General features: G+C 46.9%; 13 protein-coding genes. 6 read left to right on the forward strand and 7 right to left on the reverse strand.

Annotated features, from left to right (window positions below):
- The first annotated feature begins 15 nt into the window (after window positions 1-15).
- The 3 genes from QZW47_RS09430 to QZW47_RS09435 all read left to right on the forward strand — a co-directional run bounded on the left by QZW47_RS09430 (window position 16) and on the right by QZW47_RS09435 (window position 3,006).
- Window positions 16-1,011 (forward strand): transposase, encoded by a 996-nt coding sequence (locus QZW47_RS09430; RefSeq protein ID WP_366930831.1) that lies wholly within the window; start codon window positions 16-18, stop codon window positions 1,009-1,011.
- Window positions 983-1,243: a zinc ribbon domain-containing protein gene (locus QZW47_RS30120; RefSeq protein WP_366930832.1), complete on the forward strand. Its 261-nt coding sequence runs from the start codon at window positions 983-985 to the stop codon at window positions 1,241-1,243. The genes QZW47_RS09430 and QZW47_RS30120 overlap by 29 nt, the downstream gene beginning before the upstream one ends.
- A gap of 458 nt (window positions 1,244-1,701) precedes the next feature.
- Entirely contained in the window at window positions 1,702-3,006 is a 1,305-nt protein-coding gene (locus QZW47_RS09435; RefSeq protein WP_293126408.1) for an AMIN domain-containing protein, read from the forward strand.
- 115 nt (window positions 3,007-3,121) lie between these two features.
- Here QZW47_RS09435 and QZW47_RS09440 read toward each other — a convergent pair whose 3' ends face one another.
- Entirely contained in the window at window positions 3,122-3,712 is a 591-nt protein-coding gene (locus tag QZW47_RS09440; protein ID WP_293126410.1) for a DUF3172 domain-containing protein, read from the reverse strand.
- A gap of 285 nt (window positions 3,713-3,997) precedes the next feature.
- Between QZW47_RS09440 and clpS the strand changes: the two genes are divergently transcribed.
- Window positions 3,998-4,279 carry an ATP-dependent Clp protease adapter ClpS gene (clpS, locus tag QZW47_RS09445; RefSeq protein WP_293126412.1) on the forward strand — a complete coding sequence of 94 codons (282 nt, stop codon included), beginning with the start codon at window positions 3,998-4,000 and terminating at the stop codon, window positions 4,277-4,279.
- 243 nt (window positions 4,280-4,522) lie between these two features.
- On the opposite strand, the gene QZW47_RS09450 is transcribed toward clpS, so the two are convergent.
- Both QZW47_RS09450 and QZW47_RS09455 read right to left on the reverse strand, forming a co-directional pair.
- Window positions 4,523-4,864 (reverse strand): RNA-binding protein, encoded by a 342-nt coding sequence (locus QZW47_RS09450; RefSeq protein ID WP_293126413.1) that lies wholly within the window; start codon window positions 4,862-4,864, stop codon window positions 4,523-4,525.
- Between the two features lie 285 nt (window positions 4,865-5,149).
- Window positions 5,150-6,427 carry a hypothetical protein gene (locus QZW47_RS09455; RefSeq protein ID WP_293126414.1) on the reverse strand — a complete coding sequence of 426 codons (1,278 nt, stop codon included), beginning with the start codon at window positions 6,425-6,427 and terminating at the stop codon, window positions 5,150-5,152.
- 412 nt (window positions 6,428-6,839) lie between these two features.
- Between QZW47_RS09455 and murF the strand changes: the two genes are divergently transcribed.
- A complete protein-coding gene (gene murF / locus QZW47_RS09460; RefSeq protein WP_293126416.1) occupies window positions 6,840-8,222 on the forward strand; it encodes a UDP-N-acetylmuramoyl-tripeptide--D-alanyl-D-alanine ligase in 1,383 nt (460 codons plus the stop codon).
- Between the two features lie 235 nt (window positions 8,223-8,457).
- Complete coding sequence (locus tag QZW47_RS09465; RefSeq protein ID WP_293126418.1) at window positions 8,458-9,087, forward strand: Uma2 family endonuclease; 630 nt, start codon at window positions 8,458-8,460, stop codon at window positions 9,085-9,087.
- Window positions 9,088-9,117: 30 nt separating this feature from the next.
- Here the strand turns inward: QZW47_RS09465 and QZW47_RS09470 are convergent, their stop codons facing one another.
- The 4 genes from QZW47_RS09470 to recG all read right to left on the reverse strand — a co-directional run bounded on the left by QZW47_RS09470 (window position 9,118) and on the right by recG (window position 16,786).
- Window positions 9,118-9,552, reverse strand: a complete 435-nt coding sequence (locus QZW47_RS09470) for a hypothetical protein (RefSeq protein WP_293126420.1) — start codon at window positions 9,550-9,552, stop codon at window positions 9,118-9,120.
- 104 nt (window positions 9,553-9,656) lie between these two features.
- Window positions 9,657-10,439 (reverse strand): Uma2 family endonuclease, encoded by a 783-nt coding sequence (locus QZW47_RS09475; RefSeq protein ID WP_366930833.1) that lies wholly within the window; start codon window positions 10,437-10,439, stop codon window positions 9,657-9,659.
- A 290-nt stretch (window positions 10,440-10,729) separates the two neighbouring features.
- Entirely contained in the window at window positions 10,730-12,814 is a 2,085-nt protein-coding gene (fusA, locus tag QZW47_RS09480; RefSeq protein WP_293126422.1) for an elongation factor G, read from the reverse strand.
- 1,485 nt (window positions 12,815-14,299) lie between these two features.
- The gene (recG, locus tag QZW47_RS09485) at window positions 14,300-16,786 is read right to left on the reverse strand and encodes an ATP-dependent DNA helicase RecG (RefSeq protein ID WP_293126424.1); all 2,487 of its coding nucleotides are present in this window, start codon (window positions 16,784-16,786) and stop codon (window positions 14,300-14,302) included.
- Window position 16,787 lies beyond the last annotated feature (1 nt).

The following is a 16,787-nucleotide window of genomic DNA, read 5'->3' on the forward strand; positions in this document are numbered from 1 at the left end:
GGTGGTGATAAACAAGTGCGGACAGCTTACCAGTACAGACTACGCCCAACAAATCAACAAGCGCATAACATAGATAGATGGTTATCTATGTTATGCGCTCAATATAATTACTTGCTGGCTGATAGATTCAACTGGTATGAGCAAAATCGTTGTCCTATCAACGTTTGCCCTCTTGTCTGTCACATTCCAGAATTACGAGACAACCCAGATTATTATAGTCAAAAGAAAACACTACCAAGTCTCAAAAAAACTCATCCTCATTACGGTGAAATATATTCACAAGTTTTGCAGGATATTGTTAAAAGAGTTAAGGTAACTTTTGACAGATTTTTGAAAGGTGATAGTAACGGAAAGCGTAGCGGTAGACCGAGATTTAAGTCTCGTGACCGCTATAGAACTTTTACTTATCCCCAAATGAAAGATGGATGCTTGCAGGGTAATTTAATTAACCTTCCGATGTTTGGCAAGGTTAAAATTATTTTGCATCGTCCTATCCCTGATGGTTTTAAAATCAAAACCGCCTCCGTAACTAAAAAGGTTGATGGTTATTATTTAACACTCAGCTTGGAAGACGCTACAGTTCCAACAATTAAGCCGGATTTTAACCCGGATTCAATAATTGGTATTGATGTTGGTTTAAAAGAGTTTTTAACAACTTCTGAAAATGAAACTGTTGCTATTCCTCAACACTATCGCCAGGCACAAAAACGATTAAAGGTTATTCAAAAGCGTGTATCTCGCAGAAAGAAGGGTAGCAATCGTAGACAAAAAGCGGTAAAACAACTAGGTAAACAGCACAAAAAAGTTGCTGATAAACGCAAAGATTTTCATTTCAAAACTGCGAACAACTTATTGAAAAAATATGATGTTGTGGCGGTTGAAGATTTGAATGTTAATGGACTAGCGCGTACCCGATTGGCAAAGTCTGTACTTGATGCTGGATGGTCAAGCTTTCTGTCGATACTAACGAACAAAGCCGAAAATGCTGGGAAAGTTGGTGATCCCAGTTAAAGCGTCTGGTACAAGTCAAGATTGTTCTAGTTGTGGTGTTAAAGTCCCTAAAAAGCTGCATGAACGCTGGCATGACTGTCTTAATTGTGGATGTAGTCTTGATCGCGATCATAATGCTGCGATCAATATAAAAAATAGAGCGGTAGGGCATTCCGTTCTTAAAGCCAAGAGCCTCCTAAGCAATAGCCGGATTGTCTTGGAAGCCTACACTTACTGCGAAGCAGAAGTGTAGGAGATGTCACGCAATAAGTCTACAGATTACCTTGTCGGCAAACAGCCAATCCTACCTCAGGTGGCTGAGACTTACCTATATTGCGGTTCTCACTCTCCATGAGGTATACCAGATTCTGCGATCGGGTTGAGAGCACTAGCGAGAGTTTTTACCTGCATAAACCTGAAAAAGTCTAGAGGCACAAGCAATTACGAATTACCACGCTTCGACTCCGCTCGCAGGGTAAAATTACTAATTACCAATTACCAATTACTAATTAGCTTCAAGTTCCTCATCTTTCTCATAAAGGCTATATCTGTTGACATCCAGCATCAGACAGAATCTGTTAACTTCAGATTGCAGATGCCTCAGTCGCCATTACCAATTAATGGTAAACTTTCAGCGTCAAGCCTGCAAAACCTGTGTCCGCAAAAATCATCCTGAAAGCTAGTTAAAATCTCCACTTTCCCGCAGCAGCCATGCCATACAAAAAATTACCGCCGAAATTTTGGCCTCCCTTACAAATTTTACCCTTATTGTTAGGCTCTGTGTCGATCAGTCTGAGCATCGCAACAACCGCCGCCATCGCAGCAGCGCCTTCTCCACAGCAACAGGCTAATGCTTCTACAGCCACCACAAGCTGGCAATTCGATCCGGTGACAAATCAGCTACAAATTACTCTCCCATTCGGCAGCACTCCCACGTATTCTCTACTCAATCCGTCTCAAATTGCTGTGGATTTGCCGAATACTGAGCTCGGAGTTGATGCTACTCAGCTATACCCGCAAGGCAGCGTGCGTTCTGTGGGCGCGAGTCAACTTCGGCCTGGAACTGCGAGAATTTTGGTGAATTTGGCTCCTGGTATCGCTTTTAACGGCGAACAAATTCAATTTCAAAAAGTCGGCCCACAAAATCGCTGGGTGTTGCGTCCCTCTTTAGAACCAGCTTCGCGAGCTGCACTTTCAGAAACTCCACCCCAGCCTGGAATGCAAGTATCTCAAAATCAACCGCCAACAGATGCTAGCTCAACTACTGCTCCACAGCCCGATCGAGCTGATGTTGTTCCACCGTCGAATTCGCCCACAAATTCGGCGCAGACACCTGCGGAAAACGACCAAATCCGACCGCTAACAGTGCCTTTAGTAAGTGTTCCCCTGAACGAACGGCGGGGTGTAAGAGCTGCTGCTGTAACCCGCCTAGCTCCTCAAAATACGGAGACCGCTGCACCAGAACAGCGCACGCTTACGTTTGGGGAACCGCTTCCGGACGATCGCCCGAACTCTAGAAACCAGGCCGTGCGTGGGGCGAATCTGTTGTTAGCGGCGGGAGAAAAGCTGAGTTTGTTGTATCCGGGCGATCGGCCTTTGCGCCTGGAAGGCAAACCCAGCCGGCAGGAAGTGCTGCTGTTGCAAGGGGGAATTCTCGACAGTCGCGGCAATACGATCGTACCTGCAAATACGCCGGTGATCGGCCGATTTGAAACTACTAACCTCGGCAGTAGATTTGTGGTGGAAGCGATTAGTCTCAACGGTCGCAATATCCCGGTCTCGGCGGGATCGCAACCGCTGGGAGGACGGCGGCCAGAGCCGCGCGATCGCAGTGTGTTTCGCAATAGCGGTATTGGTGGTTTAGCTTTGTTCTTGCTGAGCGGCTTTTCTGGTATCGGTTTGCTGGCGGGAGCGGCCGCCGGTGTAGCGACAAGTTACGCGGCTGCTCCTCAACCGGCTACTATTCAACCCGGCCAAATTTTTCAGGTTGAGTTAACTGAGGATGTGGGTTTTTGAGGGAACCAGTCAGAAGTCTGCTTTCAAACCCGGAACTTGAATCTACTGTTGAAATGGAGTAGGGACTTAAGCACAGCGTAAGTGCCTACCCAAAATATTTGCTTGATTCAAGGATTTAGAAATTTTGACCTTCAGTAGCTGGAGCTGTCGAACCCGGTTGGTTGAGGAACAGGTTTTTAGCGCCGTCGTTTTGGTAGATACAGTTAATTTCCGGTTGGCCTTCCAACGGGCCGGTGAAGCCGAAGGTGTTCATGCGGTTTTTGCACTCGCGCACTTGGTTTTGGTTGATGAGTTTCCGCTGTTCGAGAATTGCCCAGTTGTTGGTTCGCAGGACGCATCCGGGGCGCATACTCGGCTGCGAAATGTAGACGTTGAACGGGTTGAGGGTGACGTAGAGGCGCATATCTGTCACCATGGCGCTGGCTCCAAACTGCACGCAAAGTTCGGGGTTGGGAGCGCTGCGATCGATAAATTCGCGAGATGCTACGTTTTCTGGGCTAATTGTAGCCGTGGAGCTAAAGGCAATGCCGATCCCAATTCCTAGAATAAAGACTGCTGTTAAAATCCCTAGGGTGGCGGAATTCAGGAAAGATGGTTTACCGGACTGAGGCTGGCGCCGCGACTGCGGGCCCGAGCCGGAGTCTTCGTCTCCCCGGAAGGGGTCGCCGCCGAATCTATCGTTGTAGGAGTTGGGTTTGCGTTTCATATCAGGTGCCGTCAGTTCTGGGGACTCAACAGTTAGTAGTTTATTTTTAACCGATCTTGCCTTTCTAATATTATGGCGCTAGGAAGGTGGTGGCTGCGCGATCGGCTGTTCACCTCCGTGCGTTTGGTGTCCTGCGCCAGACAGGGCGCGAGCGATCGGCTGCCTTGTCTGAAGTTTGAGATTTCAATAAAATAACTGAAAGTGAGATACTCTTGCACAGCGGAGCAATCCGGCTCAAGATTATTGACAAATTTTAACATCCTACAAGTCAGGAGGTATAGATTAGTGTCTGTCGAAATTATTGAAAAGCGTTCCACAGTCCGCAAAGTGGCACCGCGCTACCGCGTTCTGCTGCACAACGATGATTTCAATCCGATGGAGTACGTGGTGCAGACTTTGATGGCGACGGTACCGAGTCTGACTCAGCCGCAGGCTGTGAATGTGATGATGGAAGCCCACACGAATGGGTTGGGACTGGTGATTGTTTGCGCTCTCGAACACGCTGAGTTTTATGCTGAAACGCTGAACAATCACGGATTGAGCAGCACCATTGAACCTGACGATTAGAACAGTAGATGCCGTCCCAGGAGTTCGCGCAGTTGATTTGTGACTCCTACCCAATACTCTCATATCAAAAAGCCAAGGGTCGAGCCCTTGGCTTTTTGATATATTGAATGCGGTCGATCGGGAAACTTGAATAGCAGAGGTTTTTCGGAACTGACAGAAGTGCTTCGGAGCTAGGTCAATCAGCTACGCGAGCTCTCCTGGCCAATTCCCGCTCTCCCATCTCCCATCTTTAATCCTAGGAAATTAATAACGTCCGCCGCCGCCGCCGCCGCCACCGCCGCTGCGACCAAATTTGCCTGGGCCGCCGCCGCCCCGGTTGCCGCCACCCCGGCCGCCTTCATCTTCGCGGGGCTTGGCTTTGTTAACTTTGAGATCGCGACCCATCCACTCTGCTCCGTCGAGAGCAGCAATCGCTGCATCTTCTTCGGCATCTGTTGACATTTCTACAAAACCAAAACCGCGGGGGCGACTGGTTTCTCTGTCGGTAGGTAGATGTACTCGCTTAACGGTTCCGTATTCGGCGAAGACGGTGGTGATGTCTTCTTGGGTAACTTGATAGGATAAGTTACCGACGTATATCGACATGAGGAATAACTCCAAAAATTAGACAGTGCAAAGATTTCAGTTTCGGAGAGTCCCCTGCCGATACAGAAGGGCAAGTTTTTAAACAATTCTGTAGCAATGAACAAAGCCTGCAACCGAATCTGATACAATTGGGATTTTAACACAGAACAAGGTCTTTTGAGTAGCTTTCAGCAGTTAATTAGGTCGCCACAATTAAATGTGAAACTTTTAGGGTATTCTGACAGCCGATTTCTGGCTGTGATGTTTTGGTAAGCTGGAAGCCTAGAAAGTTGTCGCACCGACCCGCTACCGCAGGAAAGACACGTCTACTTTGCCAAAATTCGTACTCAAAGCTAGATTCAGGTTTTCTAGGGCTTTGACTAACCACACCACGCCTTCTCGGGTACAGAATTCGTAGTGACCGAACAAAATTGCCAGCCGTTTTTCTAGATAGGGCTTGACTTTGCTGCAAATTAGCACGATTTTTAGCAGCAAACCTGTGGTTTGGGTCGGCCCAAGGTTTGAGATTAGGTCGATGAAGACAAAGTGGTTGGGCCGCGCCGGACTCTCTACTACTAAAAAGTTTAGTAACTGGCTACAAGTTCTCATCGTCAGAAATTCGTTTAATTTCTGAGACTCGCTATCTGGTAAAGTAGATTGTAGTTGCTTATACAATTTTTCGTTAAATTGACACTTGCCGTAGCGATCGTCCGTGACCGATGAAATCAGGTATTCGTACAAGTCGTCTTTAAAGGAGCCGTAAGATTGATTTGTGCTGGCGTTGGTGAAGCGCCCCGCTAGCTGTCTGTAGGTATCGGCTCCTTCTACTTTGCCCACAAATTGCTTGAGGGCAAAGAACAGTTCGGGATCGCTCAACAGCGTCGGGTTTTTTATAGGTTGTATATTTCTGCCGAAGGAAATTGAGGTTTCCCGGCGGGCGACTTGGGCTTTTCTCACTTGGTGAGCGACGTATTGCGAGAGGTCGATTTCAAATTGCTGCTGCTTTTGAGCTTGGATTTTTTGAATGATTTTTTGCTGTTCGTAGTTGCTGTCGTCGCTCAAGAGGCAGTGTTTGTACAGGTAAGGGTAACGGGGAATTAAGGTTCCCAGGGCTAGGGTGGCTGGAATTTTGCTGTTGCTGCTCTCTTCGTTGCTGTGGGTGATGACTTGGGCTAAGCGTTTGAGGGTGAGATACTGTTCGCTTTGGGTAAATTGATTTACTAATTGCACGATCGAGCGAGCAGGTCGCGATCGACTGTATCCTAATGCTATTTTGGGGGCTTCTTCAAACAGAGAGATTAATTCTGGAATGGCGGCTTGCTTGCTGGGGTAGGTTTGCCAGCGGTTGATCAGGATGTGGCAGCAGCGGTTGAGGATGTATTTGAATTCTTGTTCGGCGTAGGGTGAAGCTGCTATTTTTTCGAGGGCGCCAGCGACTGCCCGATCGGGATATTCGGTGCTGTGGATAAACAAACTGCGAAATCTACCGATCAATTCGATCGGCTGCTCTACTTGTACCAACTCTAGCCAGTGGTTGTAAAGTAGCTGTTCTTCTTCGTGGCTCTGTCTGTTGTAGTCGTTCACTGTGGATTAACCCTCCGAGGGATTGAACAGGAGCTTTAAGCGCCATTGGTTTGATGAATTGGCAGATGAAGCACCACAATTGAGTCAACCGAGCTTCTCGCCGGACGAGGCTTAGGGGTGGAAGCGGTCAGCACACACAGTCGATCGATATTTTTGGGTTAATTACACTAATTACCAACACTAGCATTACATAAATTGTTACTAATTCGCAACTGCTAAAATGACGATACTTTTTGTAAAGTATTGGTAAAGATTGTGGGTAAGTTCGATCGGATTTGTGGCTGGGCGGACGATCGAGTATTCGGATTTTTAATGTCCATCCTAGCCGGCAGCCCGCGAACGGTTAAATGTGAGGTCGGGCGCGGTAGGATTAGCTGTGAAAATAATTATTTGAAATGTGAGTGCCGGTCATATGGTGTGTCGCGTCAGTATCGCCCAACTTGTGGAAATTTTAACTCTACCTTTGCCTGCCGTCTCTGAGGGCATTTTGACAGCTTTGGGGACAGGTATTGCCACTGACACGCGCACTCTTGAGGGCGGGGAAGTATTTCTGGCGCTGCGGGGAGACAATTTTGACGGACATCAATTTGTGGCAAAAGCCCGGGATTTGGGGGCGATGGTGGCGATTGTCGATCGCGATTGGCAAGTAGAAGTTCCCAATTTTCCGCTGTTGCGCGTTGACGATACTTTAAAAGCTTACCAGGCGATCGCCCGTTGGTGGCGCGATCAATTCAGTATACCGATCATTGCTGTTACTGGTTCTGTCGGTAAAACTACTGCTAAAGAATTAATTGCGGCGGTTTTGTCAACCAGCGGAAATGTTCTGAAAACTCAATTCAACTACAACAATGAAATTGGGGTGCCAAAAACTCTGTTAGAACTTTCGCCAACCCACAATTATGCTGTGATTGAAATGGGAATGCGCGGACTCGGTGAAATTGCCCTGTTGTCACAAATTGCGCGTCCTACTGTGGCGGTAATTACTAACGTAGGAACGGCACATATCGGGCGATTGGGATCAGAAGATGCGATCGCTCAAGCTAAGTGCGAGCTATTAGCCGAAATGCCTGCTGATAGCATTGCTATTCTCAATCACGATTCTGACAGATTAATCGCAACTGCGCCGCAAGTTTGGCACGGAAAAACTTTGAGTTACGGTTTAGAAGGCGGGGATTTGTGCGGGGAATTACTTAATAATGATACAATGTTGGTAGAAGGTGTGGAATTGCCATTGCCGCTGGCTGGACGGCACAATGCTGTAAATTATTTAGCAGCTTTGGCGGTAGCAAAAGTTTTAGATATTGATTGGGCTGTTTTACGACAAGGTGTGTCCGTGCAGTTACCGGATGGACGGGCGCGCCGCTACGATTTACCGCAAGATGTTGTGATTCTAGATGAGACTTACAATGCGGGTTTAGAGTCGATGTTGGCGGCCCTGAGACTGTTAGCCGATACTCCGGGAAAACGCCGGATTGCAGTGTTGGGGACGATGAAGGAATTGGGCGAAAGGGCGATCGAATTTCACCGACAAGTAGGAAAGGCGGCGCGGGATTTAAACCTCGATGCTTTGTTTGTGTTTGCTGATTTTGAGGAAGCGGCGGCGATGGCTGCGGGTGCGGCGGGCGTACCTTTTGTGCAGGTGGAAGATATTGCGGGTGAGGATTCTCACGCAGATTTAACTAGCCATTTGATGGATTTTGTCACGGCGGGCGATCGTATTTTATTTAAAGCATCTCATTCCGTCGAGTTAAATCGAGTTGTCCAGAAGTTTCGCGCTGATTTTCCAAGCAAATAAATTGTAATCAGCTTCGTAGTGAGGACTTCAGTCCGCATCCAACTAGAGAGGACTAAAGTCCTGACTACAAACCTATGTTTTCGATGAGGTTCGTAGTGAGGACTTCAGTCCGCATCCAACTAGAGAGGACTAAAGTCCTGACTACAAACCTATGTTTTCGATGATATGATTTAGTTAAAAAGTGCGATCGCTACGCCCCGGCTCGCGCCTACGAACTCTTCACCCAAGTAGTACCATGACTTCTAAAACTCTCAGTCCCCCCGAACAAATAGTCGAACTATCGAATATCAGTTGGCAAACCTACGAAACTTTGCTTGCCGAACTCAGTCATAGGCGACTCCGGCTAATATATAATCGTGGAAATTTGGAAATTATGACACCTTCTCCTGAACATGAACATTTCAAAGAAGTATTGGGTCGATTTGTTGAAACCTTAGCCGAAGAATTAGATGTGAGAATTGAGCCTCTTGGTTCTACTACATTCAAACGTCCTGAACTTCTTGGTGTAGAACCAGACAAATGTTTTTACATCCAGAATGTTAGTGCAATTAAAGGCAAAAAAAGACTTGATATGAGTCAAGATCCGCCGCCGGATTTAGTGGTGGAAATTGATATTACCAGCAGATCCGACAGTACGTTGCAAATTTATGCCCATCTGGGAGTGCCGGAAGTTTGGATTTATAATGGTTCGCGGCTCAGAATTAACAGATTGGAAGATCGAGGGTATGTAGAGTGCGATCGCAGTTTAGCATTTCCAACTGTGGCTATTTTAGAAATTGTCCATTTTCTGGAACAGGCGGAAACAATGGATTATTTGGAATTAATTAAAGCATTTCGGAATTGGGTAAAGGGGCAAATTAGTTAAAACCTCAAATAATCTTAACTTTAAATCAAGTTATTCCCTCGATCGCTCTAACGGCTCGATTTCGATATCTGGAGCAATCTCAATGGCTGCAATTCTGGCATTCTCAACTATCGTATTTCCCATCATTGTATTGTGTACTGCCTCAAACTTAGATTCGGCTTCCGAAATTTCTTCGTAGTGTACAATCACATGATAATATTTATTAATTGGTTCTCCAGAATCTGAAATTTCCACGGCAAGCGAATCTATATTCTGAGATTCTTCGGCTTTCTCGCGATACTCGTCGGCTAAATGTTCTAGGGCGATCGCGATTGCGTGTTCTTTTGTTTGTCCGTAAAAATTCATGGTATCATCAGGGCGATCGCTCAGAGATGACGAAATCTGACAAAGATACTGCCCGTTTGATTGAGCGCAAACGTCGATCGCAATTGTACCAGCAGTGCGATCGGAATTTATTTGAGTCATAAGCTGTTCGGCATTTAAAAGACGATAGTAGGGTGCGTCAGTCCATAAGCGTTTCCCTTGTCCAGTAAGTATTATAACTGACGCACCCTACAAGGCTGAAACTGTCATGGCTGAAACTGAATTTGACTCCTCACCCACTCCCGAAACAACCGCAGCAAAGCCTTTTCCTTGGTAGTCCTTCTCAATTCCAAAAACCGCAGCATTTCAGACTTCAGCAGAAAAGGAAAGGTTGGAGAAACCTCGCACTCTGCGTATTCATTGCCTTCTAAATGATAGATGATTAAACGATTGCCATCGTAGCGCCAAACTTCTGGTACGCCCAAACTTGCGTAAAGTTCGAGACGGTCGAGCGAACTGCTGGTAATGTCAATTTCAATAGCTAAATCTGGCGGTGGATCTTCATTGAGATCGATTTGTTCTTTATTCCAGACAGCATCTTCATTCTGAATATAGTAACATTTATCAGGTTCTAACCCGCGTGCCAAATCTTGGCGCTTGCAGGTTAGTGAACCCAGGCTGCAAATGTCAACATTTAATTCATCAGTTAGAACTTCCACAAAATTCCCTAATAGTTCTCCAGACTTTTCGTGGGGTGCTGATGGAGTCATAATTTCTAAGTTTCCGCGATCGTAAGTCAGGCGAATTCCCGGCTGTTGGGCTAACTCATTCAGCAAGGATTCGTAGGTTTTCCAGCTAATGTTATTGAGCAGAATTTTGTACTTTTCGTGGGGTGCTGATCGAGTCATTATTTCTAATTTACCTCGATCGTAAGTCAGGCGAATTCCTCTCTGTTGTGCTAACTCATTCAGCAGGAATTCGTAAGTTTTCCAGCTAATGTTATTGAGCAGAATTCCGCTACTTTGATTCTGGATTAGGGTGGCTGTCATGGCTACCTGCTTCGGTTTTAAATTATTGATTGTATCTTAGCAAACATGATATTTGACTTATTTTATAAATCTGCGATCGCCCGAAACCGCAAATTAACGCAAATCAACGCAGATAAAATTAACAGTCGTGGACGCACCAAAGTCAAAGAAACCGGGTTTTTCACGAAATTCTTCGCCGCAGCGATTAGATCATGGAAAAAACCCGGTTTCTGGCTACCTTTTCAGGCAGTGCGTAGGCGCAAGCCGGGGCGAAGCCATCGCACTATTCGATCGCACTTACAGTCAACACACTACTTAGCAGCTTGACGCTCTTTCGCGTCCTTGATTACTTCCTCAGCAATGTTGCTCGGACAAGGAGAATAGTGCGAGAAAGACATGGAAAACTGGCCACGCCCAGAAGTCATGGTACGCAAATCGCCAATGTAGCCAAACATTTCGCTCAAAGGCACATCTGCCTTAATCCGCGCGCCTGTTTGTCCGGTTTCCTGAGCTTTCATCATGCCCCGGCGACGGTTGAGGTCGCCGATGACATCGCCCATGTGATCGTCTGGGGTGAAGACATCGACATTCATGATCGGTTCCAGCAACTGAGGCCCAGCTTTGGGAACCGATTGGCGGTAGGCGGCTTTTGCAGCAATTTCAAAGGCCATTGCTGAAGAGTCAACGGGGTGGAAACCTCCATCAACTAGGGTGAATTTCAAGTCTAAGCAGGGGAATCCAGCCAAGACGCCCACATCGATGCAGCTTTGGAAGCCTTTTTGCACGGCTGGCCAATACTCTCTCGGTACGCTACCGCCAGTTACTTTGGACTCGAACACGAAGCCGCTTCCGACTTCACCAGGCTCGACGATATAGCCGATTTTAGCAAATTGACCTGAACCACCAGATTGCTTCTTGTGGACGTAGTTGTCTTCGAGGCGCTTGGTGATTGACTCGCGGTAGGCTACCTGCGGTTCGCCAACTTCTACTTCCACGCCGTGGGTGCGTCGCAGAATGTCCACTTTGATGTCGAGGTGCAGTTCGCCCATGCCCTTGAGGATGGTTTCGCCGCTTTCTTCGTCTGTCACCATGTGGAAAGATGGGTCTTCTTGTACCATCTTTGTCAGGGCTGCTCCCATCTTTTCTTCGCCTCCTTTGATTTTCGGTCTCACCGAAATGGAGATGACTGGCTCTGGGAACACCATTGGCTCTAGGGTTGCCGGATTTTTGGGGTCGCAGATGGTGTGTCCGGTGCGGACGTTCTTCATCCCGACGATCGCAATAATATCGCCTGCTTGAGCTGAGTCAATTTCTTCGCGAGAGTTGGCGTGCATTTCTACCAAGCGGCTGATGCGCTCGGTTTTGCCTGTGGCGGTGTTGAGTACGGTGTCGCCTTTAGATATTTTACCGGAGTACAAGCGGGTAAAGGTTAATGCGCCGAAGCGATCGTCCATAATCTTAAACGCTAGAGCGCGCAGAGGTTTTTCTGGATCGACGATCGCAAAATTGCCTGTTTCTTCACCGTCGAGATCCACCTCGGGCTGTGGGATAACTTCCATCGGATTCGGGAGGTAGTCAACGACTGCATTGAGTACCAACTGCACGCACTTATTCTTAAACGACGAACCGCAGTAAGTCGGGAAAAATGCCAAGTCGCGAGTACCTTTGCGGATGCACCGTTTGAGGTCTTCAATACTCGGCTCGTTGCCTTCGAGGTACTGTTCCATCAGGTTATCGTCCTGCTCGACGGCCAGTTCGATCAACTGTTCGCGGTATTTCTCGACATCATCCACCATATCGGCAGGAACATCGGTAATTTCGTAGTTCATCGGATCGCCCGATTCATCCCAGATCCAGGCTTTGCGGGTCAGCAAATCGACTGCGCCGCAAAACTTTTCTTCAATGCCGATCGGCAAAACCATTACCATTGGTTTAGCTGCAAGGATTTTATCGACTTGGCCAACAACTCGGTAAAAATCTGCTCCCGTGCGATCGAGCTTATTGATGTAGACAATACGAGCAACTTTAGAATCGTTAGCGTAGCGCCAGTTAGTTTCCGATTGCGGTTCAACTCCACCGGAACCGCAGAACACACCGATGCCGCCGTCGAGCACCTTCAGAGAACGGTAAACCTCGATCGTAAAATCGACGTGTCCGGGAGTATCAATGATGTTGAGCTGATGCTCGTTCCAGAAACAGGTAGTAGCAGCGGATTGAATCGTAATACCGCGCTCTTGCTCTTGTTCCATGAAGTCAGTCGTCGCGGCCCCTTCGTGAACTTCACCGATTTTGTGGATTTTGCCTGTCAGTTTCAGGATTCTTTCAGTTGTAGTGGTCTTGCCAGCATCTACGTGGGCGAAGATGCCAATATTTCGATAACGAGTGAGATCTTTCATAATTACTGTTGAGATTAAATGCGACGAACCGTCGGCGACCACCTGCAAGCGTGACAAGCGAGGAATTAATTCTGCCTTACCAGCCTGTACGGGCTGGATTTCATTTTCCCTGTTTTTCGCAGGACTATCTTAATTTTGACACTTCTGGGTCATTCCTGGGAAGGATTCTTGGGTCAATAAGTGGCCCAAGCCTGACAACTCATAAAAATACCCTATAACTAGGGCAAAATTCTCTCAGAAAGTAGGTTGGGCTGAGGCACTCACATCCAACAAATTAGTCTGCGCAACCCTTTGCTCAACCTGATATTTCGCACCATTCTCAGCAAAAGCTTATACGGCGGGTTTCTTGACTAAAAATAGAGGATTTTAGTTGAGTCTGTCACAAGAAACCTGATTTCTGACACTCATGTCTAATGTTAGTCAATTTAACATAACATAAAATAGCGGAATTTGTGTCATCATAAACCGACATTTTATACTTTTGTCGATCGGGTTTGTAGTGAGGACTTTAGTCCGCATCAAATTTTGCGGACTAAAGTCCTCACTACAAACCTATTTTGTTGTATTTGCTTAAAACTTTGAATTTCCGTTGCAGAAACCTGTTTCTTCGCTCGCGAGTGAGTAAGCTTTGCGATCGAAACCCAATTGCTGCGTCCAGAATTTTCTAAGTCAAAATCGAGCCGCTTATCATCCGCCGATATTTTATACTTTTGTCGATCGGGTTTGTAGTGAGGACTTTAGTCCGCATCAAATTTTGCGGACTAAAGTCCTCACTACAAACCTATTTTGTCGTATTTGCTTAAAACTTTGAGTTTCCGTTGCAGAAACCTGTTTCTTCGCTCGCGAGTGAGTAAGCTTTGCGATCGAAACCCAATTGCTGCGTCCAGAATTTTCTAAGTCAAAATCGAGCCGCTTATCATCCGCCGATATTTTATACTTTTGTCGATCGGGTTTGTAGTGAGGACTTTAGTCCGCATCAAATTTTGCGGACTAAAGTCCTCACTACAAACCTATTTTGTCGTATTTGCTTAAAACTTTGAGTTTCCGTTGCAGAAACCTGTTTCTTCGCTCGCGAGTGAGTAAGCTTTGCGATCGAAACCCAATTGCTGCGTCCAGAATTTTCTAAGTCAAAATCGAGCCGCTTATCATCCGCCGATATTTTATACTTTTGTCGATCGGGTTTGTAGTGAGGACTTTAGTCCGCATCAAATTTTGCGGACTAAAGTCCTCACTACAAACCTATTTTGTCGTATTTGCTTAAAACTTTGAGTTTCCGTTGCAGAAACCTGTTTCTTCGCTCGCGAGTGAGTAAGCTTTGCGATCGAAACCCAATTGCTGCGTCCAGAATTTTCTAAGTCAAAATCGAGCCGCTTATCATCCGCCGATATTTTATACTTTTGTCGATCGGGTTTGTAGTGAGGACTTTAGTCCGCATCAAATTTTGCGGACTAAAGTCCTCACTACAAACCTATTTTTCGGAATTCTCTAAGTCAAAATCGAGCCGCTCATCATCCGGCGATATCTGCGATCCAGTTCATCCCGCACCACCGGCCACTGATTCAAACTTTCATCACTCTCAATCACCATTTGAGCCGCCGCCCTCGCCAACTCCAAAACTTCCTGATCCTCCACCAAACTCGCCAAAGCAAAATCCGGTAAACCCGACTGCCGCATTCCCAAAACCTGACCGGGGCCGCGCAATCTCATATCCATTTCCGCAATAAAAAAGCCATCCTGAGATTGTTCTAAAACCTTCATTCTCTGCATAGCTTCCGCAGTTTTGGAACCAGGCATTAACAAACAATAAGAACGGCTTTTGCCCCGACCGACTCGCCCCCGCAACTGGTGCAATTGCGACAGTCCAAAACGCTCCGAATTTTCAATCATCATTACCGTTGCATTCGGCACGTCTACTCCGACTTCCACCACAGTCGTAGAGACTAAAATATCAGTTTCTTTGTCGCGAAACTTAGTAATTGCCTGATCTTTGTCAGCACTGCTCATCCTACCGTGGAGCAAACCCACCTTAAATTCAGGAAATATACTTTTTTCGAGTTTCTCTTTTTCCTCAATTGCCGATCGCACATCCAACTTTTCCGACTCCTCCACCAGCGGCAGCACCACATAAACCTGATGCCCATTCGCCACTTCCCGCCGAATCAAATCGTAAGCCTGGAGGCGTTCTTTTGCCGACAGAACCGTCGTTTGAATCGCCTGCCTACCGGGGGGAAGTTCATCAATTTGACTCACGTCTAAATCGCCGTGCAGCGTCAGTGCCAGCGTCCGGGGAATGGGAGTTGCAGTCATCGTCAAAACGTGAGGAGACTCGCCTTTTTGCTGCAATTTAGCACGCTGCTGCACGCCGAATCTGTGCTGTTCATCAATTACTGCCAAACCCAATTTATGGAAATTCACCGTATCTTGAATCAGTGCGTGAGTTCCAACTAAAACTGGCAATTCTCCACTTTCTAACTGGCTGTAAATTTCCCGGCGCTTTGCTACTTTTGTTGAACCAGTTAACAGTTCGACAGACAAGTGCATCAAATTAAACCAACCTACCAATTTGCGGTAATGTTGTTCTGCTAAAACTTCCGTCGGTGCCATTAAAGCGGCTTGATAGCCGGATTGAATTGCTGCTAGCATGGCGACTACGGCGACTACGGTTTTGCCCGCGCCGACATCGCCTTGGACTAATCTGTTCATCGGTTGCGGCGAAGCCAAATCGTTGAGAATATCGTTAATTACTCTTTGTTGAGCATTTGTCATCGCAAAAGGCAAAATTTCATAGAAATCTTCGATCAATTTGCCGCCCGGAAGGATGATTGCACTAGCTTGAGCTTTTCTTTGGGTTTGGCGCCGCTTTAAAAGTCCTAATTGCAGGTAGAAAAATTCGTCAAAAACTAAGCGGCGGCGGGCGGCGGATAGACAATCCCGATCGACTGGAAAGTGAATATTTGCCACCGCATCGGCTAAACCCATTAAGCCGTAACGCTCGCGCAAGTCGTCTGGTAGCGATTCCGGTAACAGTTTCGCGGCGCCAATTGCAGCTAAGATCGATCGCCTGACTGAACCTGCATCTACCCCTTCCGTCAGCGGATACACCGGTATCAGACGCCCGACTTTCATAGATTCGATCGCACCGCCGGAGTCATCTAATACTTCTAACTCGGGATTTTCTAAAGTAATGCCATATTTACCCTGCTTCACCAACCCCGAAGCAGCCAGCACCGCACCAGTACAATACTCGCGCTTTTTGAATTCTTGCCAACCGCGATTGCTGTAGCGAGGCCCGGCAAAAAAGCGGCTAATTTTGATTTCTCCTGTGCTGTCTTTTAAAATTACTTCTAATATCGTTAACTTCTTATTTTTCGGGCTAGAAAAGCAATTGCAGCGCTTTACTTCGGCGATTAAAGTGACAGTTTCTCCCGCTACTAACTCGCGAATTCGTACTTGCTTTGCATAGTCGATGTGATTGCGGGGATAGTAATAAAGCAAGTCGTATACGGTGTCTAAACCGAGTTTTAGCAAGCGGTTCCCGTTGGCCGGGCCGATACCTGTCACACGCGGTAACGGTTGATCGAGAGTCAAGCTAGGCGGTGGAGGTGCTGTATTCAGAGGTGCGGTTCGGGGAACAGAAACGGCTGGAGTGCTTGAATCGGCAGCATTTTCTGGTCTGACTTGTATTGTTTGTTCTTCCCAAACTTGCTCTAGTTGTCGGAGGAAACTGACTGTAATGGCGATCGAATGTTGGCGCTCTTCGATATCTTTCTGAGGATAGATGTCAAATTCGGCAGCTAGTTGTCTGGCGCGATCGCGCGCAGAACCAGCCACGACACCTGCCAACTGTCTCAAGCTGAGGCCGAGAAACTCGCTGAAGCGGTATTGACTGCCTTGGATGTCATTAAATCCGCGATCGGCTTCTACTGAAAGAGCTTTATGCAATCGCTGCCATTCGGGTTGGTTATTAGTCATG

Source organism: Microcoleus sp. bin38.metabat.b11b12b14.051, assembly GCF_013299165.1.
In the GTDB taxonomy this organism is placed as follows: domain Bacteria; phylum Cyanobacteriota; class Cyanobacteriia; order Cyanobacteriales; family Microcoleaceae; genus Microcoleus.